The following is a 24122-nucleotide window of genomic DNA, read 5'->3' on the forward strand; positions in this document are numbered from 1 at the left end:
ATATGCCTGCCGCGCAGGTTATAGTACCCTTAAATGCCACAGATAAAAGTGTAAACCTTTATTTGTGTGTTACATCAGGTAGCTGCAAGTCTCGTCGAACATAACATGATGTGGCGTCAATCTATATCATTTACGACATAATATGTCGATAGCTAAATTTGTTAGGGATTATTATGACCATGCAAAAAGACAGTAATAAGTCATTGTCTATTCTTATTAATCAAACCGCTGAACGCAATTGGCTGCGATTAGAGGAAGCATGGTCCGAAGGACTTGCGCAATTAACGCCTGCTCAGCAGCAAGAACTCAAAACGGTTTTGGGACTCAGTGATTATGTGGCGGCTCAACTATGCCGACATCCCGAGTGGATCGCTATGCTGTTTGCGGGCGATTTAAGCCTGATTGATCGTAAAAACTTTGATGTTGATTTACATGAAGAACTGGCTAGCACGACCACAGAGGAGATGGCTAAAACCACCCTGCGACGGTTTCGTAACTATCAAATGGTACGTTTAGCTTGGCGTGACTTTTTAGACTATGCCAGTTTAGAGGAATCCTTGCTTGATCTGTCGGCGCTCGCCGAAGCGTTAGTGATCTGCGCCCGCGATTGGCTCTATAAAGATATGTGCGCTCAATATGGCACGCCGATGGACAGAGAAGGGAATCCGCAACCGCTACTGATTTTAGGCATGGGTAAGTTAGGCGGCCGCGAGCTTAATTTCTCCTCCGATATCGATTTGATTTTCACGTTTCCTGAGCATGGCGAAACCGTCGGCGGTCGTCGCAGTTTAGATAATCAACAATTCTTTATCCGCATGGGGCAAAGGCTAGTGAACTTGCTCGATCAAGTCACCGTCGATGGTTTCGTGTTCCGCGTGGATATGCGTTTGCGTCCCTACGGTGAAAGTGGCCCCTTGGTGGTGAGTTTTAGCGGTCTTGAGGATTATTACCAAGAACAAGGACGAGACTGGGAGCGTTATGCCATGGTCAAGGCGCGTGCGCTCGGGCCTTGGAATCATTTCTCCGATGAACTACACAGCCTCCTGAGACCCTTTGTGTATCGCCGTTATATCGACTTTTCGGCAATTGAATCCCTGCGGAAAATGAAGCAACTCATCGCGCAAGAAGTGCGGCGCCGTCATTTGACCGACAATATTAAACTCGGTGCAGGCGGTATTCGTGAGGTCGAGTTCGTGGTGCAAAGTTTTCAATTGATCCGTGGCGGCCGTGAGCCTGCGTTGCGTCAGCAGAGTTTATTCGGTGCTATCGATACGCTTTACAGCTTAGGGCAGTTTGAATATTTGGCGGTGGATGAGCTTAAACACAGCTATTTATTGCTGCGCCGGGTTGAGAATCTGCTGCAAGCCATTGACGATAAACAAACCCAAACCTTACCGAATAATCCGCTGGATTGGGCGCGATTGTGCCATGTACTCGATATGGCTAATGAGGTTGATTTACGCACTCATATTGAAGCGGCAATGAGCAAAATCCATCGTCATTTTAAAGCCACAGTAGGCGGCGAAGAAGGCGAAGAAAAAGCTGAACATTGGACGACGCAGCTGTGGAACATGCAAGACCTTGATGATGGGATCGCGTTGTTGGCCGAACAGCAAATTGATGATGACAAGCTGTGCCCTATGCTCAGCAGTTGGCGCGAAACAGTGACTAAGCGTTCGATTGGTCCACGCGGGCGAGAAACCTTAGATAAATTAATGCCAAGATTATTGGAAGAATTGATTCATCAACAGAGTCCATCGTCAGCTTTTGAGCCCGTGTCTAAGGTGCTGGAGCAGATTTTAACTCGCACCACTTACCTTGAGCTTTTGTGTGAAAACCCTGGTGCGCGGCAGCAGTTAGTGAGCTTGTGTTGCGCCAGTCCTTGGATTGCCGCGCAGTTGGCTAAATTTCCCATGTTGCTCGATGAGCTTATCGATCCGTCGCAGCTCTATGACACGACCTCCATCGACGATTATCCGAGCGAGCTGCGTCAGTACATGATGCGCGTGCCCGAGGATGATATGGAGCAGCAGATGGAAGCGCTGCGACAATTTAAGCTGTCACAACAACTTAAAATCGCCGCCGCCGATGTCACGGGTGTTTTACCCGTGATGCAAGTGAGCGATCACTTAACTTTTTTAGCCGAAGCTATTATCGAACAAGTGGTGATGCAGGCGTGGCAACAGGTTTCAGTGCGCCATGGGGTGCCCGCTCACCTTGAGGGTAGTGACACAGGCTTTGCCGTTGTCGGTTATGGCAAGCTCGGCGGGATTGAATTGGGTTACGGCTCCGATCTCGATTTAGTTTTCTTGTGTGAAAATAAAACAGAGAACGGCCTGACCAATGGTGATCGCCCGATTGAAGTTGGTCATTTTTACCTCAAACTTGCCCAGCGCATTCTGCATTTATTCTCGACTCGCACCACTTCGGGGGAGTTGTATGAAGTGGATATGCGCCTGCGTCCTTCTGGCGCCTCGGGTTTGATGGTCAGTGAGATTGAGCGTTTTGGCGAATACCAAGCTAATGAGGCGTGGACTTGGGAACACCAAGCTTTAGTTCGCTCGCGTTTTGTTTTTGGTGACAATAGCTTAGCGGTTAAATTCAGTCATATTCGCGCTTCAGTATTGGAAAAGCCCCGTGATAAAGCTGAGCTGCAAAAAGCGGTGCGTGAGATGCGTCAGAAGATGCGTGATCACTTGCTTAAAGTCAGTGATGGCATGTTTGATTTAAAGCAGAGTCTAGGCGGGATTGCCGATATTGAGTTTATTGCCCAGTACTTAGTGCTGGCTAATGCTCACGAGTATCCAGAGCTAACGATTTGGTCTGACAATGTGCGGATTTTTGGTGTCTTAGCTGAGCTTGAACTTTTGCCAATGATGAGTGCCCAGCATTTAACTCAGACATATTGCTTACTACGGGATGAAAATCATCGACTGACTCTGCAACAAAAGGCGGGGCAGTTACCAGTGTCAGAGGTAGAAGACCATGCTGAGCGGGTGTTAAACATTTATCGTGCTGTGCTCGAATAGTGCAGTCTTTAAGGGGATTAAGGCTGATACGAATTTCAGCCTTAACACCGCAAGAATACACCATTTAAGCTAGAGTTTAATGAGAGAAGTTAGCTGAGAGTGCCATGCAATTACCTACAATTCCTGAAAACGAGCTGCAACGCTTGGCCACGTTACGCGCACTTAATGTGCTCGATACCGATGCCGAGGAACGTTTCGACCGTATTACTCGGCTTACGCGCAGAATTTTCTCCTTGCCCATCTGTGTTGTGACCTTAGTGGATGCCGAACGGCAATGGTTTAAATCTCGCCAAGGATTGGAGGTGACTGAAACACCTCGGGAAATTTCATTTTGTGGACATGCGATCAATCATGACGGCATTTTCATCGTGAACGACGCCCTCAAAGATCCCCGTTTTAGTGACAATCCTCTGGTGACTGAGCTGCCGCATATTCGCTTTTACGCCGGCTATCCCCTCACCATTCACGGGCAATATCGGGTGGGTACTTTGTGTTTAATCGGTACTGAACCGCGGGATTTTACGGCTGAAGACATTGAAACCTTAACGGATTTAGGACAAATGGTAGAGGCTGAATTACTCTCTATCGCGCAAAATACCTTAGATCCCTTGACAGCTATTTCGAATCGACGTGGTTTTGAATTACTGGCCCATCAGTCAATGGCGAGTTGTCGACGTACCGAATCTGAGGCGGCCTTAGTATTCTTCGATCTCGACTTTTTCAAGGAAGTGAATGACAGCTTTGGTCATCGCAAGGGCGATCAGGTGTTATATGATTTTGCCCATATCTTAATGACCGCTTTTAGGGAGTCGGATGTGATCGCAAGGCTTGGCGGCGATGAGTTTGTGGTGCTGTTAAGTTTTGTGCATAGAGATACCGTCAATCGGGTCATCGAGCGTTTTAAGCAGTTACTTGAGCAATATAATCAACAGCATCCTAAGCAACATAGATTGGCGACCAGCATAGGTATCGCCCATTGGACGCCGGATTCAGATATGAGCTTAGAGGATCTGTTAGATTCCGCCGATAAAGCCATGTATCAGGATAAAGCCACACATCACAGTGATGCATCTTAAATTGTTTACGCTTATGCCAATGAAAAGGGAGACAATAATGTCTCCCTTTTCATTGGACTTTATTCGGCGAAGAAGTACTAAGCTGTAATGAGCGTTACCCAATGTTGATATAAGGGTAAGCCAATTAATACGTTAACCGGAAATGTGATCCCGAGTGAGGCTAGCATAGCCAGACCTATATTGGCTTCGGGGATTGCGGCACGAATGGCCGCTGGCGCTGCGATATAAGATGCGCTGGCACTTAATGCCGCTAACACTAAAATGCTGCCTGAAGGTAAGTCCAGCCAAACACCTACACCAATACCACACCAAGCCAATACAAAGGGCGCTACGGCGGCAAACATTAATAACCGCCATTGTTTAAGTGGTAGCGGCAAACACACTTTGGCCGTTACTAAGCCCATTTCCAGTAAAAATAATGCCAGTAAGGTTTTGAATCCGCCTAGTAGCACAGGTGTAAGCGGCGCAAGTCCCGTTGGGCCGTAAAGCCAACCTATCACCACACCGCCAAGGAGTAATACAACGCCACGACTGGTTAAGGCTTCGTGCAACACGCTTGATTGAGTTTCATTCTTCGCTGATGTTTCAATTGCTTTTTTGGCACTTAAGTATCTGTGTAACCAGAGCATCACGACGATCGCAGGTAGTTCCAGCAGCACGAGATACAGGGTCGTCTCTGGCCTTAAGAACAGCCCAGATTTTTCAACCATAGCCATCACCACCGCAAAGGTTCCCGCACTGACGGAGCCGTAATGGGCGGCAATACTAATGGCATCGGTATGGCCAATGCGAACCAGCCGGGTTAGTACAGGGTATAAGGCCAAGGGGATAATCAAACCTAAGGCAACAACCGCTAACAGCTCAGTGAACACTAAGTTTTGAGTGTGACCGTGGAGCGCCATTCCGCCCTTTAAACCTAAGGTAAGCATTAACAGTATGGATAGGGTTTCGTAGATCGCTGGTGGGACTTTAAGATCTGATTTCACTAGGCCAGCTAACAGGCCTAAGGCGAAAAATGCAATGACAATATCGGGCATTGGTATCTCATTAAGTTTGACTTTTAAGCGGTGTAAAACGCGCTTGCTTGTCGAGTGATCCTGATGGCTGGTGATTTTGGACCTAATTAGTTATATTGAAAAATAAATTTTTTACCACCTAGGTATAGATAATTGTCTATGGATAAGCGTTCGTCATCGACTCAGCTTAAATTGCGGCATTTGAGTTTTCGGTTACTGCAGGTGTATGTGCAAGTGGTGCGGTTAGGTAATATTTCCGCAGCGGCGAGGGCATTGCATTTAACTCAACCCACAGTGTCATTACAGCTTAAAAAACTGGCCGATGTGTTGGGCGAGCCATTACTCGAGAGTCGTGATGGCCGCATGTTACCGACCTTGATTGGTCATGAGTTGTACCGCGCAGCCTGCGATACCTTGAGTCGTTTTGAGGATTTCGATGCTTTTATGCAGCAGGCTAAAGGTGGCAGTGTCGGTCACATCAATATCGGTATTGTCACTACCGCCAAATACGTGTTGCCACGGATTTTAGGGGCATTTTATCGGCAGTTTCCACAGGTTAAAGTGACCTTAAACATTGGTAACCGTGCCCATGTATTAGGCAGATTTGAACGTCAAGAAGATGATTTATACCTGTTCAGTCATCCTCCAAGTGGCGATAACGTGTTATCTGCACGCATCATTAAAAATCCGCTGCAACTGATTGCACCAAAGGAGCATTGGGCAGTGGGTCGTGAACAAGTGAATTTTAACGAGCTTAAGAATGAGCGTTTTATCGTGCGCGAACCGGGGTCAGCCACCCGCTTAATGTTCGAGTCTTGGTGCAGCGGACAAGGCATCACGCTCGGTGACACTATGCAAATCGAGAGTAATGAGGCGATACGCTTGAGTGTCGCGTCGGGCTTAGGTTTGTCCGTAATTTCGGCGCATACCTTGCAAGAAGGGCGCGAAAAACCTGCAATTCTAACTGTTACGGGGTTTCCGCTCGAAAGTAACTGGTATCTAGTTGGCCGTAAAGATCGCCGTTTGCCCTATGCCGCCATGCAACTGGTGGACTTTATGGCGGCGCATTTGGTCGAGTGTATCGAGCCAGAATGGGTTGCCACAGATATCAGTGAATTGGCTATGCACTTTAATCATGCACCGCAAACTCGGTCCTAGCACTCTTGAGTCTCGCTTGTATTATGGAAGCTTTATTAAACTAGATCATAGCGTTATGCATTGAGGGTAACGGTTTAACACATCTTGTGCCATTACCCTCTGATTCTATTATAAAGTGATACTCTAGACTTTAAATCGCGTCAGTAGATTGTTCAGTTCAACGGCGAGTCTTGAGAGTTCATGTGCCGAGGCACTGGTTTGCTGTGCCCCCGCAGCGCTTTGGCTGGCGAGATCGCTAATGTTCACAATGTTTTTATCGACTTCACGGGCGACTTTCGCTTGTTCTTCTGCGGCGCTTGCGATGACCATATTGCTGTTGTTCATAGTACTGATTTGAGTGTTGATCGTGTTTAATGCATCCCCAGCGAGCCTTGCGACAGCGAGTGCTTGCTCTGCCTTTTGACCACTGTGCTGCATCGATAGCACAGCGGTTTCAGTGCCGTGCTGGATCTTGTTGATCATGTCTTCAATCTCGCGGGTCGAAGACTGAGTGCGGTGGGCTAGGGCGCGAACTTCATCGGCAACGACCGCAAAACCACGGCCAGTATCGCCCGCTCGTGCCGCTTCAATGGCTGCGTTGAGGGCCAGTAAATTCGTTTGCTCGGCAATTGCGCGGATCACATCTAAAACTTTGCCAATATCGACAGCTTGCATGGCTAAGGTTTGGACAATTTGCGAACTTTGCGTCACATCCTGATTCATGTCGATAATGGCGGCGACGGTTTGATCTACCTGTTTTTTACCTAATTCAGTATTGCGGGCGGTTTCTTCTGAGGCCTCTGAAGCGAGCACCGCCGTATTGGCCACTTCATCTACTGCCGAACTCATTTCGGTAATCGCAGTTGCCGCTTGCTGTATTTCATCATTTTGTTGCTGTATGCCGCGGGAAGCATTTTCAGTGACGGAATTGAGTTCTTCGGCGGCGGAGGCGAGCTGGCTAGAGGAGTTTGCTATATGGGATAAAGTGTCGCGCAGGTTTTGCTGCATTTCAGCTAATGATTGCATCAGTTGACTGGTTTCATCTTTACCCTCTGTGCTGATTTTCTGCGTTAAATCCCCCCTTGCGACTGCCACTGAAATGCCTACAGCTTCCTTCATTGGCTGCACGATACTGCGAGTTAAAAATATTGCCACTACAAATGCAGCGATTAAGGAGCCCACTATCATAATGCTGTTTAGCCATTTACTCTCGTCGTAGGCTTGTGCAGTTATTTGACCTTGTTCCTTTGCATATTCAGTATTCAAGCTGCCAATGCTAATGAGCGTCTTTGTCATTTTTTCGGCTTGCACTATCATGACATCATCCATGATCCGTTTAGCTTCGGCTGCATCATTCGCCTGTAGCTTGCTGATCATCTCATCTTGATGCTTTAAATACAGATCAAGGCTGCCACTAAATTCTTGATAGAGCTCCTGCTCACCTGGCAGGCTAATTAAAGGCTCATAGTTTTTTTGATCCGTTTTAATACTCTGGCGGATTTGCCTTAATGTATCGAGTCCTTTGTTAAGTTCTGCTGCCGAATTTGCTAATAACAGGCGAAATGTAAACACCCTAGCGCGCATCACATTGAGGTTGATGCTCGACAGACTGACCAGCGTAGGTAGGGTATTATCTTCAATTTCTTCTGCAGTGGATCGCATGGATGACATCGTCTGTAATGACATGATTCCTTGAAGTAGCAACACAAGAGCAAGTAATCCAAACGCAGCAATTAATCGTGAGCCAATCTTAAATTGTCGTAACCACATAAGTTAATCGTCCCTGTATTTAAAATAGTTCCGTTTAAGGCAGTTCTTAATATTTTCTAGCGAATACTTCGAACTAAGTGTCATGGCGCTTATTCAGAATCATGAGTCTTTAGTTGATTGCATAAACTATAGATTATATTTTTCAGCTTTTATGTTGCAGGTTGTAAATTTGATCGATTTAAACCTATAGGCTGTAAATTAGAACAATTGAAACTAAGTTACACCGTACCTTAAAACTCAAGGTTAGCAACAGCTAGAAGCAAATTGAACGTAATGAGTCATTTAGTTGTGTGAATTGAATCGATTATGGCAGATGAGTTTTCTATTTTATGTATTTGATTTTTAATTATTATAATTTTTTTGTTGTACTAGTTTGTCTATGATTGCAGATTTTCAATTTAGGTACTTATTCATCTTTCTAGGCTTGTATCTGCAAATAGCGTATTTGACTTGTTATATTCTGAATGCATGAATTATCTTGTCACTAATTGTTCCTCGAATTTTTATCGTGATGGCTAACTTCTTGCTTATCAATATTAGGGGGTTGGTCTAACTCAACAGAGCGATAAATCGCTAATGTTTTACGGCCATTCACTTCGACTCATTGCTATTAATCGACTGTAGGTGCGGCGGAATTCAAAACTGAGTGCGCCACCTTGATAGAGTTCACTCAGTGGCACGTCACAGCTGAGATATAAGCTGACATTTTGATCGTATAACTCATCAATTAAGCTGATAAAACGCCGTGCTGGGTCGTCGTTGGCTGCATAGGAGAGTTTGCGCTCGCCCGTGGCTGCGGCTTGGTTATCACCTGTACCGTCCTCTGTGCCGCGGGCACGGATCCAGCTTTTCACTTCGCCGCCTAATTTGGGAACGCCGCTCACCATTAAGATCTTAAATCGGCTGGCGATTTCGATGTAATCGAGTTGGGATCTCGGGCCGTCACATAGGGCATAAAAGTCGAACCAAGCGACTGAGTTGCCTGTTGGCGCTATAGCGGCGCGGATCACAGGGATTTCACGGTTGCAGATGGTTAGGCTAGCATTACTCATTCTGCTATCACTAATGCCAATAGCGCTCATATTGGGTCTATTTGGCGTTAACCTATTCACTAGCTTGTCAAAAATCCGCTCAAAATCGAGTGTTCCGGTAATGCCGATATTGCGGGAAATCGAGGCGTTAACTTCAGCGCTATCAATGCCAATCTCGTTGCTTAATGAAGCATTGATGGCGTGCATTCTATGGTCTTGGTTGCCATTGAGATGCAGCATTTGAGTGTGTGTTTGCAGCAGTTGGATGCAAGGTAAAAATCTGTGTCTAGCCAGGCCGTTCTCATATAAGCGCTCAATAGGAATATTTGAGGTGGCGACCAGCACCACACCTTGTTTGAATAGGCATTCAAAGAGCCCAGCGAGTATCATGGCATCGCCAATGTCCGAGACAAAAAACTCATCGAAACACAGCACCTTGCACTCTTTTGCGAGATTTTTAGCTATGAGAGTTAACGGATCTCGTTTACCCGAATGTTCGCGTAATGCTTGGTGAATCCGTGCCATAAATCGGTGAAAATGCAGTCTTAACTTGCCTTCACTCGGCAAACAATCGAAAAACAAATCCATCAGAAACGTTTTGCCCCGACCCACATCGCCCCACAGATACAGACCTTTGATTGCTTGTTTGTTGATAAGGGGAAAGTGTGCTGAATGTGGCTGTAGCATCAACTGCTTAAATAGTACATCGAGCGCCAACACCGCCTGTTGCTGCGCGGGATCGTCAATGAGATCTATGCTCACCTTGGCGCGATACGCTTCAAGTGGTGTCACGATTGGGGTTATCGATTGCGAGCTAGCGGAGCTTGAATGTGCCATGTCGGGGTCTCGTTGGCGGTTTGTTTTCGGTGTTTGCTGCTAGTGTGTTCTTTAGCTTTGTTTTAGTGCGATATCAACACTCACCTTTTTGAGGCATCCTGTTACTCATATTCAGGTACTCGGGAGCCATATGGCAAGATGCTCAGGGTAACATAGTCGCTGGCGTGACTTAAGTCCCGCTCTGGGGCTTAGGTTAAATACTAAGCGAAACCAGTGCTTTATTCTCGAGGACTTTTACCATAACATCTTTGTCACAAAAATAATGATATGGAATGAATCCTATGGCGAGTAAGGGCAATGGCATTACGGTTATCAGTGCGCAAACCTTGATTGAGGGCGACATTCAGTTAGAGAGCGCGGCATTCATTGCGGGTAAATTGCAGGGCAAGATTAGATCAGCAGGACAAATTAAGATCGAACTTGGCGGCGAAATCTCTGGTGAAGTCAGTTGTCATGAGCTGCGTGTTTGCGGCGTATTTCGCGGAAGAGTCTGTTGTAATAAGTTGATTATTACCAGTTCTGGTGTGGTTGACGGTGCAGTCGCCAGTCATCAGATGGAGATTTACGAAGGCGGGCAGTTTATTGGTCAGCGTATTAAAGGTCCTGAACTTGATGCCTTGCCGGACATGCTACAAGCACTCGCGCCAATAGCTCAACGCTCGGATGCGCATTTATATGCCAGTGAAAGCACTTTACTAAGAGGTGATCATCTGGCGATTCGCCCTTGGCTGTATGTTGCAGTGGCAACTGTCGTCATAGCGTTAGGTTTTAGTTTTGGACCCGAGCAATTGCGTGAGTGGTTACCGAATCTTAGTGACAGCACGTTGAAAACTGAGGTGTCTCCGGCAATCGAGGGGCTTAAGGCCGTAAATGGTATGGCTACTGATCAACCTGCTACGCCAAATAGCGCGAATGCCGACAATATGGCGGTGTTACCGGCAGAAGATCCTGATCCGCAGGCCATACAGCAGGATTCGGCGATGGAAGATTTGCAACAAATGGAACAAGGCCATGAACAGATGACGCAGGGTGATAATGGCGCACCGCCTGCCAGTGACAGTGCGACCAATAAGCTCTAATCTGTCGATCGCGCATTTGAATCTTTTAGAAGGATTATTTGGCTTTAGTTGTCAGTTAGGCCAACCTTAACCCTTTCAAACTGCCACTCTGGTAGCTTAGTTTTTAAGTCAGGAAGAATTCGATCAACATCGCCCCGCAAGATAATCAATGGTTCACCGCTAAACGCCCCGTTGGCTAACTGCTGCAGCCTTTCGGGCGTTAGAGCTTGCAACTCTGCATTCAGCTTTTGCACATCAACTTGAGTTAATCCTGTCGCGACTTGGTGGATATATTGGTTTTCACGTTGAATGCTGTTGTCTTGGCTGAGCAAATCTTCACCGATCAAATAGGTTTTAAGTGCATCGATTTCACCTTGGCTAGCACCTTGCGTCTTAACGAGTGCGAGGTGATCGAGTATGCCCACCACAAACGCGCCCGTATGTTCTATGGCTGTACTGCCGTAAAATTTGATACTGCTGGACAGCGGTGCATTGGCGCACTGGCCATAAATGCCATAGGTGAGGCCGCGTTTTTCCCGTAAATCATAGTAGAGTCTGCCCGAAAAACTGCGGCCCATGAGTGCGGATAAACTGCGACAGCTTAAGGCGACTTCCTGTGGGTTCAGTAGCTGCTGAGTTGATGCATCACTTAGGACATGATCTATGGCATAGCCTAGGCGGACTTGGGTTTGCACGCTGCCCGGCGCATCAATAAGGTAAATCCTCTTGATTTGCTGAGGCTTTACTGTCTCTAGTTTATCCACTTTCGGCCCTGAATTAGGCAATATTGGCCACAGTTTAAGGCTAGCTTGAAGGTTAAATTTAGCGTTATTTGCCAAAGAGTTGGGTAGAAAAAGATGCCACTGTGCTTGTGTTACCGCCTGCTGTTGGATTTGTTGCAGTTGCCTTAGGCTGAGCGAATCGAACAATGCATTATTATTGATCACTCTATTGTAGGGATGTTCAGGGCCGAGCAGTTTTTCGCGCCACTCTTTATCTATCTCGGCGCCACTAAAGGCGTTTAAGTGTTTATTGAGCTTGAGTTGACGGCGAATATTGTCGACATCGACGGGGGCGGTTGTCGCATCAACAAAGGCATCTGGCTGCCAAAATTGCAGTAGTAAGCCGTAGATATGGTTAACATCGTCGGGGCAAGTGAGGCTTAAATTAATGCTGTGCAAGCTGACACGCATATTGAAAGTCTCAAGACAGGGATCTGCGCGGCTAATGGCAAGTGCGCGGGCCTTTTCTTGAAAGGCAATCTGTAAAATATCGGGATTATTGAAGGGAACTTGCGGGCTCACAGCCGCTAAACTGACCCTGTTGCTCACACTGTTATTCATTTGAACTGAGGCAAGGCGATGTAACTGATAGGGTAAATCCAATTCGGTATGGACTTCATCGGTAAAAATTTCATCCGTTACGGGGATAATGACGCTGCTTTTGGGTAAATGATTGTTCAAAGAGCTAGGCAAAGAATGGGCTAAAGAGTTTGGCGTTTCAAAATGGGCTAAACTCGGCGGTTCGCTCGGCGTGAAGACGATTTGCGTCTGCTGGCAGGCGTTTAGTGATAAAGCCACAGCGCAGAACATTAAGCCTTGTAGCTGCTTTGACATTGTCTGAGTCGTCATAATACCGCATCCTCTAAACTGTCACTCATATCGTTAGGCAGCCATTCCAGTAGCGTTTTACCCCAGCGAATATACCAAGGTGGCAGTAGGTCGACTCGGACATAATCTTGGTTGAAATACCGTTTTGCGACGCTTTGGATATCGTCGGCCGTGACTGCGTTGATCCGTTGCCACTGTGCGGTAAAGGGATGGTCTTTATCTTGAGCCGACGTTGCGGAAAGCTTGATGGCTAAGGCCTGCGTGTCATCCAGTTGTTGTAATTGATTGTTTAACCACACTTGTTTAAGTGTGCAAAGACTTGCTTCATCCAGAGCATCTTGCTGCGTTTGTGCCACAAGTCCCAATACTTTTTGCACTAAGGCATCGAGTGAGGTCCGTGCCCGTGGAACCAAGACGATATTCGCTATGCCGTGATTTTCTAACTCAAAGGGCAGGGAGTAGCTGAGCATTTGTTCGGGATTATGCAGACTGAGTTTAGCGAGTGCACTGGCGGTGTTTTGAAATAAATAGCCTTCTAGCAGCCGAATTGCCGCAGCATCTGGGTGATCTTTACCAACTGTATGCCAAGCGAGCAGTAATCCAGGCCAAGGTCCGCGTTCATCCACTAACTCAGCATGTACTTGTTTAGGCTGGATTGTTAACTCAGAAAATTCAGGTTCAGCAATCGTTGGCCTAGACCAAGCCGCAAAATTTTGCTCAATCCATTGCCGGGTTTGTGGGCTTAGTTTGCCGACAAGGGAAAGCTGCATCGCATCGGGACGATAATAAGCACGGTGAAAGGCCGTTAGGTTTTCTGGTGTGGCTTGCAAGATATCTTCGCGATTGCCAATAATACCGTGACCGTAAGGAGTACCTTTTACTTGCTCGAGTAAAAACGTCATCGCGCTGCGGATATAGGGCTGATTATCTATGGTTTGTGCCATTTCCTGCAGTACGGTTTCCTGCTGATTTTTAACCGTAGTGGCATTAAGGCTAGGGCGGATAAAGCGATCGGCTTCGAGATATAAGCCCAGTTCTAATGCTTGGTTTGGCAGCGTCACATAGTAGTTGGTGTAGTCAAAATGTGTGCTGGCATTAAAACGTGCACCTAAAGCACTGAACTGCTGAGCATAGGTATCGCCGGGGGCATTTTCACTCCCTTTAAACAACATGTGCTCAAACAGATGGGCGTAACCGCTCTGACCTTGGGCTTCGTTGCGGGCGCCTAAATTAAATTGGCTGGCGACTGTGACTGTTTGTTTATCTACCATGGGCAGTAATCGCACTGTCAGGCCATTTTGTAGCGTATAGGTCTCTATATTCGCTTCGAGCGTATATAAGGCTTGCGCATCTTGCTCCGTGCGGCATTGGGCCTGTAGCGTATGACTGAAAACACTGGCCGAAAGGGCGATAAAAAAGGTGATTTGAGTTTTCATAAGTGCGTCCTGCCGAGCTTATTTTTTAATTTGTCAAATGTCTTACTCAAGCTGGATACCATTAACGACAGGCAATTGATACATTCGCAGGTATCGATACAGATTGCACCACTGTCGACGACTGCTCGGATTTCATCGAAATCAGTTGAATAGCATTCAGTTTTTGAAAAGAACTGCTATGATGGCACAGTTCTTTTTCTGGCATAAGTACAAGATATGGTAAGCAGATCTCCGTTCGAATCCTTTCAGTGGAAAAGCGATATTTTTAACTGTGAAAGCACTGATATTGATAATTTCTATCTGCTGCTTGAGCAGGAAATGACCCGTTTGGGCATGGTTGAGAAAACATTGGGTGAAGTGGGTAAATACGATGTTAGCTTGTATCAGTCACCAGCCGCTAAGTCAGGCTTACCTTCTTTATTGATCAGCACAGGATTTCATGGCGAAGAATCTGCAGGCCCATGGGGTTTGTTGCATTTTTTGAGTGAAGCTTCAGCAGACCTATTTGAACGGGTGAACTTGAGTTTATTGCCTCTCGTCAATCCTACTGGATTCAGTCGTGGTCATAGATTTAATAAATACGGCGAAAACCCAAATCGTGGTTTTGTATTTGAGAACGGTAAACCTAAAGCGAATGAACATACATCGGTTGAAGGTAAGCTATTGTTAGAGCACGCACAGTTACTGCTTGCTGCGAGTCGAGATGGTATTTTAACTTGCCATGAAGATGTCTTGAGTCGTGAAGCCTATGTGTATTCTTTTGAGCCAAGCCAAGTGCCTGGACGTTTTAGTCTCGATCTGCGCGATACTTTAGGTGGTTATTTCCCGATTGCGGTAGACGGTGAGATTGATGGGTGTCCTGTTAAGGATGGTTTGATCTTCAATCATTTTGATACGTCTTTTGAAGCTTGTTTAGTACGAAGTGGTGCTCGTGTCGGTGCTTGTACTGAAACGCCTGCGTTGCAAAACTTCGATCAACGCGTATTAGCAAACAGTGCCGCTATGACTCACTTCTTGGCCCTGTGTGCACCTTTATGTGATTGATATGTTAGTCTATTACGTTATTGAATAGCCTGACATGACAAAAAAATACCCGCAGATTGCGGGTATTTTTTTAGGTGGTACTCGCCAGTGAATTATTGATTAATTCGCATTGGTACACCAGTACGTTCATCGAGTAGCTTCTTGATCACAGAAGAATCAGTGTCAGCTTTAGCGATAAACTTAGCGATCTCTTTTGGCAGTGATATCGCAACGGGCTCATTTGATTCAAACTCCGCCACAGTGCGAGACAATGGTTGATGCACGGCTAAGTAGCGTTTACCGTCTGGCTCTTCGGTTGCTTTAATCGGCTGGTTCACAAATTGTACCCGGGTTCCCACTGGTACAGTCTTGAATAGATGCTCGATATCTTCATGGCGTAAACGCACACAACCTTGACTGACACGCAAACCGATACCGAAACTCGCGTTAGTACCGTGAATCGCATACAAGTTGCCGATATACAGCGCATACAGTCCCATAGGGTTATCTGGACCGGCTGGCCATACCGCTGGCAGGATTTCACCTTTAGCAGCATATTCTTTACGAATGCGCGGTGTGGGCGTCCAAGTTGGGTTCGCACGCTTGCGTTGTACAGTGGTCACCCAGTTTTCTGGTGTGTCTTTACCGATTTGGCCAATACCAATAGGCAACACTTCAACAGTCTTTTTGCCTTTTGGATAGTAATACAAACGCATTTCAGCCACGTTGATCACTATGCCTTCACGGGGAGCGTTTGGCAGGATCAATTGCAATGGAATGATCAGTTGGCTACCTGGTTTTGGCAGAAATGGATCCACACCTGGGTTAGCTTCGAGTAGGTTACTGAGACCAAGCTGGTATTTGGCTGCGATATCTTCGAGAGTGTGTTTACCCTCTGGAACCGTATAATACTGGTTCTCGCCAATTAGCCTGCTTTGGGCGGCTGGTAAAGGATATTCCGTTGCTAAAGCGGACAGACTAGGGAAAACCAAAGTCAATAATAAAGCTGTGGTGCGAAGCATACTCATAAGCGGATACTACGATTCCTGTTAATAAAAAAGCGTGTTTAACGCAGCTTTCTCTCTTAAAACGAGAGCGGCAATTTGACGAGCAAAATGCACTGGCGCGCGAAGCTCGCATCCTTCCTTATTTTGGACATTATTTCAACTGAAATATGATCAGTACGGCGTATTTATCGCTTAATTTTTTGTTTTAACGGTTTTCCTTGGCGGCGTCAATTGTCAGTATTTAGTCTTGTCGTTAAAACCTGCTGTACTCAATTGTCTTGTGCATGCCTTCCTGCTTGATGAAAAAATTAACCAATCTAAAACGCGTCTGTTTGAATGGCGAGCATGTATGGCGTTACTGGAATTGATTTGTTTTGGGAAAACAGAGTGCGGTCCTTTTCTGACAAGGCTATTGCTCATCGGATAAAGTGAGTTTAAATCATCTCATTGGCAAATAAATGGAGTTAAAACAATTAGCTTAAGAATAATGCTCAAATATTCACCCTTTACACGACATTATTTTATCTGGTACTAAATTGGCTATGATACCGTTAGTTTATACAGGTTTGTGAGCTGAGTTTTGCTTGAATGATTTGAGTTTACGTTCTGTTTGTTATTTTTAACTATTTGATATTTATTTATTTTAATTCTTATTAAGTCGTGTGGAGATGTTCTGCTATCCTTTAGGTTTTACGTTAGCTTTTATCTAAAGGTTAATAGAAAGTTGGTTTTATGACATTTTTTATGTAGATGATTGAAATTTAATATTTAACGCTCCAATAATTCGATATTTTTGTGCTAATATAAAATCATAAAATTGTGAGTTGAGTCATTTTTAACCTCGGTGATTTGTCTATCGTTTAACTAAACAACCTGTATTAAGGAGGCGTTTGTGGATGCAGATTCCATCAATAGTTTTTTTCTGATTGGCGCCTTGCTTACAGCAGTGAGTGTTTTACTTAGTCCTATGTCTTCCCGTTTGGGCATCCCTATTTTATTGATTTTCCTCGCTGTGGGTATTTTGGCTGGCGAAGATGGCGTTGGTGGAATCCAGTTTGATGATTATTCAACTTCCTATTTAGTCAGTAACTTAGCCTTAGCGATTATTTTACTCGATGGCGGTATGCGCACCCGCGTTGCCAGTTTTAGGGTGGCGCTATGGCCTGCATTATCGTTGGCGACCTTTGGCGTTGCCATTACGACCAGTATTACCGGCATGATGGCCGCATGGTTGTTCGACTTGCATTGGTTGCAAGGTTTGCTTGTGGGCGCGATTGTGGGCTCGACCGATGCCGCTGCGGTATTTTCCCTGCTTAAAGGGCGTAGCCTTAACGAGCGGGTTGGTGCGACCTTAGAAATTGAGTCCGGCAGTAACGATCCCATGGCGGTATTCTTAACCGTAACCTTGATTGCCATTCTTGCCAATGTCGACAGTGAGTTGTCCTTCAGCTTTATGCTTATTAGCTTTATTAAGCAATTTGGTCTGGGGATCTGTTTAGGTTTGGGCGGCGGCTGGATGCTGTGGAAGCTCGTCAATTTAAGCAAGTTAGCTGATGGTCTGTACTCTATTTTAGTTTTAAGCGGTGGTCTGATTATTTATGCTGCGTCCAACAAACTGGGTGGTAGCGGTATTTTGTCGATTTACTTAGTGGGTCTGTTCCTCGGCAATAAGCCAACCCGTGGCCGTCATGCGATTTTGAACGTACTGGATGGTATGACTTGGGTCAGTCAAATCGGCATGTTCCTCGTATTAGGGTTATTGCTTACCCCTTCAGATTTAGTCGATATCATGATCCCAGGTTTTGCTCTGGCATTCGGAATGATTTTATTTGCTCGCCCTGTCGCCGTGTGGATCAGTCTATTGCCATTTAAGAGCTTCAGCAGTCGCGATCGCTGGTTTATTTCTTGGGTGGGGTTACGCGGCGCTGTGCCTATCATCTTAGCAGTATTTCCTATGATGGCGGGCTTACCGGGTGCTCAGTTGTACTTCAACTTAGCCTTCTTCGTTGTATTAGTGTCGTTGCTGGTTCAAGGTGCATCTTTGACCACAGCAGCGCGTTTAGCTAAGGTGGAACTGCCCCCAAAGCCGTTACCCGTTTCGCGCTCGGGAGTTGAAATTTACCCGAGCAGCGAATGGGAAGTGTTTGTCTATCGTTTGAGTGAAAGTAAGTGGTGTATTGGTGAGCCACTAAAGCGCTTGGCTATGCCAGATGGGACACGGATTGCGGCGGTATTTAGGGATGACACTTTGCTGCATCCATCGGGTAGCACTCGTCTCGAGGCGGGCGATATACTCTGTGTGCTGGGTCAGGAGAAAAGTTTAGAAGCCTTGAGTAACCTCTTTAGCCAAGCGCCAGAAAATAAAGAAGTACAACGATTCTTCGGTGATTTCTTTATTGAAACAGACGTTAAGCTTGCGGATCTCGCACCAATTTATGGCTTGAGTTTAGATAATCTCGCCGACGATATGACGGTCGCCGATCTGGTGGTATCTCAGCTTGGCGCCAATCCTGTACTTGGGGATCAGTTCCACTGGCAATCGTTGCATTGGGTGGTGGCGGGGCTGTATGAAGGTAAAGTCACTAACGTAGGTATTCGTTTACCGACTGAGAATGCGCTCTAATCCTATGTGCTAGATGGTCCTTACTATCGAAAGTCACCATAAAAAATGCCAGCTTATTTGCTGGCATTTTTGTATTCAAAGCTAATTGAGCTTATTGATATAAAGATTTGTCCGTTGGGTCGGGACGGGTCTTAAAGCGGCGATGTAACCACATATATTGGGCGCGGTTTTTATCTATGATGGATTCGATAATCTTGTTACCGCGAATCGCGTCGGCTAATTCATCTTCACAGGGGAAATTATCCAGCGGTGGCATCACTTCAATTCGATAGCCTTTATCATCTGTAGTACGTTCCACAAAAAAAGGCAGGACTTTGGCTTTGCCGAGTTTAGCTAACGTGGTGGCACCGGTAATCGTTGCCGCATCTGGCATGGCATAAAATGGGATAAATACCGCGCTGGAACGGCCAAAGTCTTGATCGGCCGTGTACCAAATCACATCGGGATTGCGTAGGCAGCGTATCATTTGGCGCAAGTCGCGTTTAGAAACAAGACCTTTATTCGAGCGTAAACGGCCTTTGACCTGCAGGTATTCCATCACAGGATTATTGTGTGGGCGATAAACCCCCACGCCGGGTTGGAATTGGCCGAAGATACGTGCGCCCATTTCCAGCGGTAAACAATGCACGGCAAAGAGGATCACGCCGTGGCCAGCATTTAACGTGTCTTGTACGTGTTCTTCGCCTTTGATACTCATGTGCTGCTGCACTTTTTCATCGGGCCACCACCATGCATTGATGGTATCGAAAATGGCTTTGCCCGTTTCTTCAAAGTTACGCGTGAGTAAATCTTCTCGCTGTGCTTCCGTCATTTCAGGGAAACAGAGGGTCAAGTTACGGCGCGCTGTGTGGGTGCGGCCAGCTGCGAATTTCATCACTAAGCGACCCAATCCCTTACCCAGCGTCATCTGCCAAGGAAGCGGTAGAAGCTGAGTTAAACGCATCAAAAATACGCCAAACCACATGGGCCAATGCTTAGGATGATATAAAGAAGATGAAAACTCGGCTTTCTCGACCACAAAAATACTCACTACTTTTGAAAATTACTGCTCATTCTAACTCAATTTTTGCTGAAAATTAGGTACAATCACGGTTTAATTTCTGCATAAAGATAAGAGCACTATGAAGGTTTCTCTGCCAGCATTTGAAAAAGCCAGAGTGTTAGTCGTCGGCGATGTGATGTTAGACCGCTATTGGGTTGGCCCTACGGGACGTATCTCCCCTGAAGCCCCCGTACCTGTGGTGAAGATTAATCAAGTCGAAGACAGACCCGGCGGCGCGGCCAACGTGGCGCTCAATATCGCGACCTTAGGGGGGCAAGTCCAACTTGCTGGGCTCGTCGGTCAAGACGATACTGCCCATGCCTTAACGCTCGGCGTGCAAACTTTAGGGGTTGAACCCCAATGGTTAAGTATTGCTGATAAACCAACCATCACTAAGCTGAGGGTGTTATCACGTAATCAGCAGCTTATCCGCCTCGATTTCGAAGAAGCCTTCGACAAGGCCGATAGCGTGCGTTTATTGAAACAATCCGAGGCCTTACTCGATTCTGTCGATGTCGTGGTGTTATCTGACTATGCTAAGGGCGCTATCGATCAGCCGCGAGATTTTATTGCTTTAGCGCGTTCGAAAGGTGTGATGGTATTAGTCGATCCTAAGGGCAGTGACTTTGGTCGTTATCATGGCGCGTCGCTAATTACCCCCAATATGAGTGAGTTTGAAGCCGTTGTTGGCACTGTGACCTCTGAAGCCGATCTGCTGGAAAAAGCCCGTGGCTTACTCAAGCAACATCATTTTGATGCCATTTTAGTGACCCGCTCTGAAAAGGGCATGACCTTAGTGACCGCTAATGCGCCTGAGTTGCACATTCCTACCGTTGCCCGTGAAGTCTATGATGTGACGGGGGCTGGCGATACTGTGATTTCAGCCTTAGCAACCTCATTAGCCGCGGGCGCCGATTTACCGCAGGCTTGCGCAATTGCGAACACCGCCGCTGGCGTTGTGGTCGGTAAACTTGGCACTTCTACCGTGAGCCGCATTGAGCTTATTGAAGCCCTAGCTTTGCACCATGGAGAATCGGGTTTTGGGGTGGTGAGTGAAGATCAACTGGCCTACGCCTTAGAGCAAGCCAAACTACGCGGTGAACGTGTGGTGATGACTAATGGTTGCTTTGATATTTTACATGCGGGCCACGTGAGCTATCTTAAACAGGCGAAAGCTTTGGGCGATCGTTTGATCGTCGCGGTAAACGATGATGCCTCGGTTAAACGCCTCAAGGGTGAAGGCCGTCCAGTTAATCAGGTTGATCGTCGTATGGCTGTGCTCGCTGGCTTAGCTTCTGTCGATTGGGTTGTGCCTTTTAGTGAAGATACGCCGCAGCGCATCATTACTCGATTGCTGCCAAATCTGCTGGTCAAAGGTGGTGATTATAAGCTTGAGGATATTGCTGGTGGCGCTGAAGTGATTGCCGCCGGTGGCCAAGTGCAAGTGCTGGGCTTTGAGGATGGCATATCAACGACAGCGATTATACAAAATATCATGGCGAATCAGTGAGCTTAGTCGCTCTGGCATTCGTATCTAGCCTGACTTGGACGCCCATTGCCGATAAGCAGGCTTTGATTTGCCCTTTACCTGAACTTGATACTTGCTTGGCATTATTGCCAGAGCAAGTGTTGGTGCAGCTTCCTGCAACTCTCGAACAATTTAGGCTTGATTTAGGCCGCAGAAGTGCCATGGTCATGCCCGTCGATGACAATAAGATTGCGGGCCTAGTCTTAGTGAATGAGCAGCGGACACCGCAAGTACAGTTAGCCAGTGTCGATATGGTGACCTACCAATTACCTTTGCTTGAACAGCCACAATTAACCCTATGGCATGAGCTCGGTCATTTGGAGAACCTTGCTCTGCAAGGCTCTGTGTTACCGACTCACTTGAGTGCATATCAACATGAATGGCTAGCTGACATTTATTTGGTTTGGCGTATCGCACGGGAGAAAAATGATTTTGCCTTGGCGTGGCAGCAATACCACAGACGCAACCTTGATGCATTAACAAGCCCGCAATATTTGTCGCATTGGAGCTCGCCAATGTTGATACAAGTGTTGCATCGATATGATGTTGCTCAAGTGGCTAAATTTGCCGAGTATCGGGACTTTTTAACGAATTTTTACCCTAAAGCCGAGCAATTAGAGCCGAGATTATTAGGTGAGTATTCGAGCTTAATGCAACGCACTTTTGGCGCGAGTGTATTGCAACCCCTTCCTGAATATCTATTTTGGCGAAAAGCCGATCTTGGGCACTATCTCCAACCGACGTTCGTTTTACTCATGGGCGAAGAAAAAGCACATAACTGGTTGGTACAAAATTCAATGTTATGAATGTGTTAATTGAATCAGTGGTGAAGCCTGTTTTAAACTGAACCCTAGCTGAACAAAAGTGAAATACGCTGGTTACGGCCCAGTGAACAGCAGTAATCCCTGAGCGGCTTTGGTAAGCTTTCCCCCTAAAAATAAGAGGGGAGACATTACTATGGCTAAGCGCTCGCGAGTACAAACTGAGCAAACCATAAATCAAATTATGGATGAAGCGTTAAGACAAATTTTGACTATCGGCTTTGAGACTATGTCTTATACTACGTTATCTGAAGCAACGGGTATTAGTCGCACAGGTATTAGTCACCATTTTCCACGCAAAAGCGATTTTCTTGTTCGTTTAGATAGTCGTATCGGCAATCTATTTGTTGCTGCGCTGGATTTTTCCAGCCAAGAAGCATTGGAAACATCCTGGATGCAGGCAATGCAGGAAGAACATTACCGCGCAGTATTGAGACTGTTCTTTAGTCTTTGTGGTGGTGCGAATAATGAAATCACCCTCTTTAGAGCGGTGAGCACAGCGCGTCAGCAAGCGATTGCTGAGTTAGGCTTAGCGGGCGATCGCACGATCAACCATTTATTAGGCCGTACAGCTGTGATGTTGCTATCCAATTTTGATGTGGCAAAAGCAGCATAATAGACTGACCAATGAATATAAAAATGGAGCCTAATGGCTCCTTTTTTGTGGGTAAAAATCGTGATTTGTACTGAGGTAAGTCATACCCCAATAGTGTAGGATGACCACTCAATAATGATTTAAGTTAGTGATATTGCCTTGTACTCTTGATTTGACAGGATAAAACATATGGACATGACCCCCATCTCTAATGAGGCAGATATGCCTAAACGCGCCATTAAGCTTGATAACACTGAGCTTATCAAAACCAGTTTTTGGGTGAGTCAGATTTTTATAATCATTGCGACTGTTGTTGGCGTGTATTTAGCCGCGCAAGAAGGGTTGTCACAGGCAATTAAATTTGATGCCCTGAGCAATATGCAGAATAACTATCATCTGCGTCATGCCCTATATGACGAAGTGAGTGACAATGTTGAAATCTTGAGTCATTACGCTGACACAGTTGAGACTGTAAGTAGTAATAGTTTAGTGAAAATGCATCCACAGATGGGATTATTTGTCTGGGATAACATGCGCTATTCTGCCAATGCGCTAGAAACACCGAGTGATATTTTGTCTGATATTCGTCGTTTGTATTTAGAGTCTGAGAAGATCATTAGCAATATTGAAACCCGTCACTATAGCGTTTCTTACGGTAAGGATCAGTTGCAAAATGTATTGAGTAAAATCAAAGAAGATACTTTGCCAAAACTCAAAACGAATTATGAAACCCTGTCAAAAGAGCTTAAAGATAACGATATTGCCGTCGACTAACGTATCTTGGCTTAACTCCCACCAAACATCAGGGGCCATTCTTATCCCTGATGTTTGAATCCATTGATGAATTCAGTGTTGCTGACAACACTTCTACATGGTCTGCTTTAGTCCCCCCCATTATTTATGGCACTTAAGCTAATGATGAATTTACCCAGCTTTTATTCGTCTGCATTTGTCATCAAAACCTTGTTGAGTTAGCTTAATTTCTGTCGATAGGCTTGAGTTAATTTTTGCTGTTGTAGATAGATGCGAATCGCCAAGAAGGTTAATGCAGCAGCAATCACGGCACTGATTGCGTGGTGGAAGACTAAGTGACTTATCAGGAATGTGGGCAAGTCTTCAAAGCTGTCGATAAGGAAAAGCTTAGTGATTAAGCCGATATAGACGAGAAGATGCAGAGCCGCGCCAGTGATAAAGAGTCGTTTAAATTTATCAATCAGTTTGATATCTAACTTGATATTAAACCATCGACAAAATAGGTACCCACTCAGGCCGATAGTAATCGATATCCAGCCAAGCCCGAGTAATGAGGTTTTGATTAATACGGCAGACAGGATAAACAGCCCAAGCAACATTTATTATTTCCTTAAACCAGCTTTAGATTTAACTTACTGTTTTAGCTTACATTAAGCATATCAGCATTGTAGGCAGATAAGCCTCGCATCATATTGGCGCAGAGACTAGCTTAATAGGCTTAAAAAAATGT

Annotated in this window: 18 protein-coding genes; 10 read left to right on the plus strand and 8 right to left on the minus strand. The window is 45.9% G+C overall.

The window, feature by feature from the left end; genetic code table 11:
* Positions 1-173: 173 nt before the first annotated feature.
* Positions 174-3029 carry a bifunctional [glutamate--ammonia ligase]-adenylyl-L-tyrosine phosphorylase/[glutamate--ammonia-ligase] adenylyltransferase gene (gene glnE, locus L5M38_RS06975; protein WP_263178642.1) on the plus strand — a complete coding sequence of 952 codons (2856 nt, stop codon included), beginning with the start codon at positions 174-176 and terminating at the stop codon, positions 3027-3029.
* Positions 3030-3133: 104 nt separating this feature from the next.
* Positions 3134-4105 carry a sensor domain-containing diguanylate cyclase gene (locus L5M38_RS06980; protein ID WP_263178643.1) on the plus strand — a complete coding sequence of 324 codons (972 nt, stop codon included), beginning with the start codon at positions 3134-3136 and terminating at the stop codon, positions 4103-4105.
* 77 nt (positions 4106-4182) lie between these two features.
* On the opposite strand, the gene L5M38_RS06985 is transcribed toward L5M38_RS06980, so the two are convergent.
* Positions 4183-5142: a sodium-dependent bicarbonate transport family permease gene (locus L5M38_RS06985; RefSeq protein WP_263178644.1), complete on the minus strand. Its 960-nt coding sequence runs from the start codon at positions 5140-5142 to the stop codon at positions 4183-4185.
* 138 nt (positions 5143-5280) lie between these two features.
* On the opposite strand from L5M38_RS06985, the gene L5M38_RS06990 reads away from it, so the two are divergent.
* Positions 5281-6279 (plus strand): LysR family transcriptional regulator, encoded by a 999-nt coding sequence (locus L5M38_RS06990; protein WP_263168336.1) that lies wholly within the window; start codon positions 5281-5283, stop codon positions 6277-6279.
* 123 nt (positions 6280-6402) lie between these two features.
* Here L5M38_RS06990 and L5M38_RS06995 read toward each other — a convergent pair whose 3' ends face one another.
* Positions 6403-8028, minus strand: a complete 1626-nt coding sequence (locus tag L5M38_RS06995) for a methyl-accepting chemotaxis protein (protein ID WP_263168335.1) — start codon at positions 8026-8028, stop codon at positions 6403-6405.
* 581 nt (positions 8029-8609) lie between these two features.
* On the minus strand, positions 8610-9896 hold the full coding sequence (gene zapE / locus L5M38_RS07000; RefSeq protein WP_263168334.1) for a cell division protein ZapE: 1287 nt from the start codon (positions 9894-9896) through the stop codon (positions 8610-8612).
* Between the two features lie 281 nt (positions 9897-10177).
* Here zapE and L5M38_RS07005 point away from each other — a divergent pair, with 281 nt between their 5' ends.
* Positions 10178-10975 (plus strand): polymer-forming cytoskeletal protein, encoded by a 798-nt coding sequence (locus tag L5M38_RS07005; RefSeq protein WP_263178659.1) that lies wholly within the window; start codon positions 10178-10180, stop codon positions 10973-10975.
* 44 nt (positions 10976-11019) lie between these two features.
* Here L5M38_RS07005 and L5M38_RS07010 read toward each other — a convergent pair whose 3' ends face one another.
* Both L5M38_RS07010 and L5M38_RS07015 read right to left on the minus strand, forming a co-directional pair.
* Positions 11020-12585, minus strand: coding sequence for a M16 family metallopeptidase (locus L5M38_RS07010; RefSeq protein ID WP_263178645.1), 1566 nt, complete (start codon positions 12583-12585; stop codon positions 11020-11022).
* On the minus strand, positions 12582-14000 hold the full coding sequence (locus L5M38_RS07015; RefSeq protein ID WP_263178646.1) for a M16 family metallopeptidase: 1419 nt from the start codon (positions 13998-14000) through the stop codon (positions 12582-12584). The genes L5M38_RS07010 and L5M38_RS07015 overlap by 4 nt, the downstream gene beginning before the upstream one ends.
* Before the next feature lie 216 nt (positions 14001-14216).
* Here L5M38_RS07015 and L5M38_RS07020 point away from each other — a divergent pair, with 216 nt between their 5' ends.
* On the plus strand, positions 14217-15044 hold the full coding sequence (locus L5M38_RS07020) for a M14 family metallocarboxypeptidase (RefSeq protein WP_105251567.1): 828 nt from the start codon (positions 14217-14219) through the stop codon (positions 15042-15044).
* Between the two features lie 92 nt (positions 15045-15136).
* Here L5M38_RS07020 and L5M38_RS07025 read toward each other — a convergent pair whose 3' ends face one another.
* On the minus strand, positions 15137-16051 hold the full coding sequence (locus tag L5M38_RS07025) for a L,D-transpeptidase family protein (RefSeq protein ID WP_105251568.1): 915 nt from the start codon (positions 16049-16051) through the stop codon (positions 15137-15139).
* An 871-nt stretch (positions 16052-16922) separates the two neighbouring features.
* Between L5M38_RS07025 and L5M38_RS07030 the strand changes: the two genes are divergently transcribed.
* Positions 16923-18653, plus strand: coding sequence for a potassium/proton antiporter (locus L5M38_RS07030; protein ID WP_131524280.1), 1731 nt, complete (start codon positions 16923-16925; stop codon positions 18651-18653).
* A gap of 91 nt (positions 18654-18744) precedes the next feature.
* On the opposite strand, the gene L5M38_RS07035 is transcribed toward L5M38_RS07030, so the two are convergent.
* Positions 18745-19671 (minus strand): LpxL/LpxP family Kdo(2)-lipid IV(A) lauroyl/palmitoleoyl acyltransferase, encoded by a 927-nt coding sequence (locus L5M38_RS07035; RefSeq protein ID WP_263178647.1) that lies wholly within the window; start codon positions 19669-19671, stop codon positions 18745-18747.
* A gap of 103 nt (positions 19672-19774) precedes the next feature.
* Between L5M38_RS07035 and hldE the strand changes: the two genes are divergently transcribed.
* From hldE to L5M38_RS07055, 4 genes are all read left to right on the plus strand, one after another.
* On the plus strand, positions 19775-21205 hold the full coding sequence (gene hldE, locus L5M38_RS07040; protein WP_028761811.1) for a bifunctional D-glycero-beta-D-manno-heptose-7-phosphate kinase/D-glycero-beta-D-manno-heptose 1-phosphate adenylyltransferase HldE: 1431 nt from the start codon (positions 19775-19777) through the stop codon (positions 21203-21205).
* Positions 21202-22029: a hypothetical protein gene (locus L5M38_RS07045; protein WP_131524278.1), complete on the plus strand. Its 828-nt coding sequence runs from the start codon at positions 21202-21204 to the stop codon at positions 22027-22029. The genes hldE and L5M38_RS07045 overlap by 4 nt, the downstream gene beginning before the upstream one ends.
* A 151-nt stretch (positions 22030-22180) precedes the next feature.
* Positions 22181-22660 carry a TetR family transcriptional regulator gene (locus L5M38_RS07050; RefSeq protein WP_006082899.1) on the plus strand — a complete coding sequence of 160 codons (480 nt, stop codon included), beginning with the start codon at positions 22181-22183 and terminating at the stop codon, positions 22658-22660.
* Between the two features lie 168 nt (positions 22661-22828).
* Positions 22829-23413 (plus strand): hypothetical protein, encoded by a 585-nt coding sequence (locus tag L5M38_RS07055; RefSeq protein WP_105251573.1) that lies wholly within the window; start codon positions 22829-22831, stop codon positions 23411-23413.
* A gap of 197 nt (positions 23414-23610) precedes the next feature.
* On the opposite strand, the gene L5M38_RS07060 is transcribed toward L5M38_RS07055, so the two are convergent.
* On the minus strand, positions 23611-23991 hold the full coding sequence (locus L5M38_RS07060) for a hypothetical protein (RefSeq protein WP_263178648.1): 381 nt from the start codon (positions 23989-23991) through the stop codon (positions 23611-23613).
* Between the last annotated feature and the right edge of the window lie 131 nt (positions 23992-24122).

Source organism: Shewanella sp. SM101 (assembly GCF_025654465.1).
GTDB classification, from domain to species: domain Bacteria; phylum Pseudomonadota; class Gammaproteobacteria; order Enterobacterales; family Shewanellaceae; genus Shewanella; species Shewanella oncorhynchi.

Bases quoted from the DNA above. Each gene is read 5' to 3' on its own strand.
- glnE (WP_263178642.1), top strand. From the start codon at position 174: ATGACCATGCAAAAAGACAGTAATAAGTCATTGTCTATTCTTATTAAT.
- L5M38_RS06980 (WP_263178643.1), top strand. From the start codon at position 3,134: ATGCAATTACCTACAATTCCTGAAAACGAGCTGCAACGCTTGGCCACG.
- L5M38_RS06985 (WP_263178644.1), bottom strand. From the start codon at position 5,142: ATGCCCGATATTGTCATTGCATTTTTCGCCTTAGGCCTGTTAGCTGGC.
- L5M38_RS06990 (WP_263168336.1), top strand. From the start codon at position 5,281: ATGGATAAGCGTTCGTCATCGACTCAGCTTAAATTGCGGCATTTGAGT.
- L5M38_RS06995 (WP_263168335.1), bottom strand. From the start codon at position 8,028: ATGTGGTTACGACAATTTAAGATTGGCTCACGATTAATTGCTGCGTTT.
- zapE (WP_263168334.1), bottom strand. From the start codon at position 9,896: ATGGCACATTCAAGCTCCGCTAGCTCGCAATCGATAACCCCAATCGTG.
- L5M38_RS07005 (WP_263178659.1), top strand. From the start codon at position 10,178: ATGGCGAGTAAGGGCAATGGCATTACGGTTATCAGTGCGCAAACCTTG.
- L5M38_RS07010 (WP_263178645.1), bottom strand. From the start codon at position 12,585: ATGACGACTCAGACAATGTCAAAGCAGCTACAAGGCTTAATGTTCTGC.
- L5M38_RS07015 (WP_263178646.1), bottom strand. From the start codon at position 14,000: ATGAAAACTCAAATCACCTTTTTTATCGCCCTTTCGGCCAGTGTTTTC.
- L5M38_RS07020 (WP_105251567.1), top strand. From the start codon at position 14,217: ATGGTAAGCAGATCTCCGTTCGAATCCTTTCAGTGGAAAAGCGATATT.
- L5M38_RS07025 (WP_105251568.1), bottom strand. From the start codon at position 16,051: ATGAGTATGCTTCGCACCACAGCTTTATTATTGACTTTGGTTTTCCCT.
- hldE (WP_028761811.1), top strand. From the start codon at position 19,775: ATGAAGGTTTCTCTGCCAGCATTTGAAAAAGCCAGAGTGTTAGTCGTC.
- L5M38_RS07050 (WP_006082899.1), top strand. From the start codon at position 22,181: ATGGCTAAGCGCTCGCGAGTACAAACTGAGCAAACCATAAATCAAATT.
- L5M38_RS07055 (WP_105251573.1), top strand. From the start codon at position 22,829: ATGGACATGACCCCCATCTCTAATGAGGCAGATATGCCTAAACGCGCC.
- L5M38_RS07060 (WP_263178648.1), bottom strand. From the start codon at position 23,991: ATGTTGCTTGGGCTGTTTATCCTGTCTGCCGTATTAATCAAAACCTCA.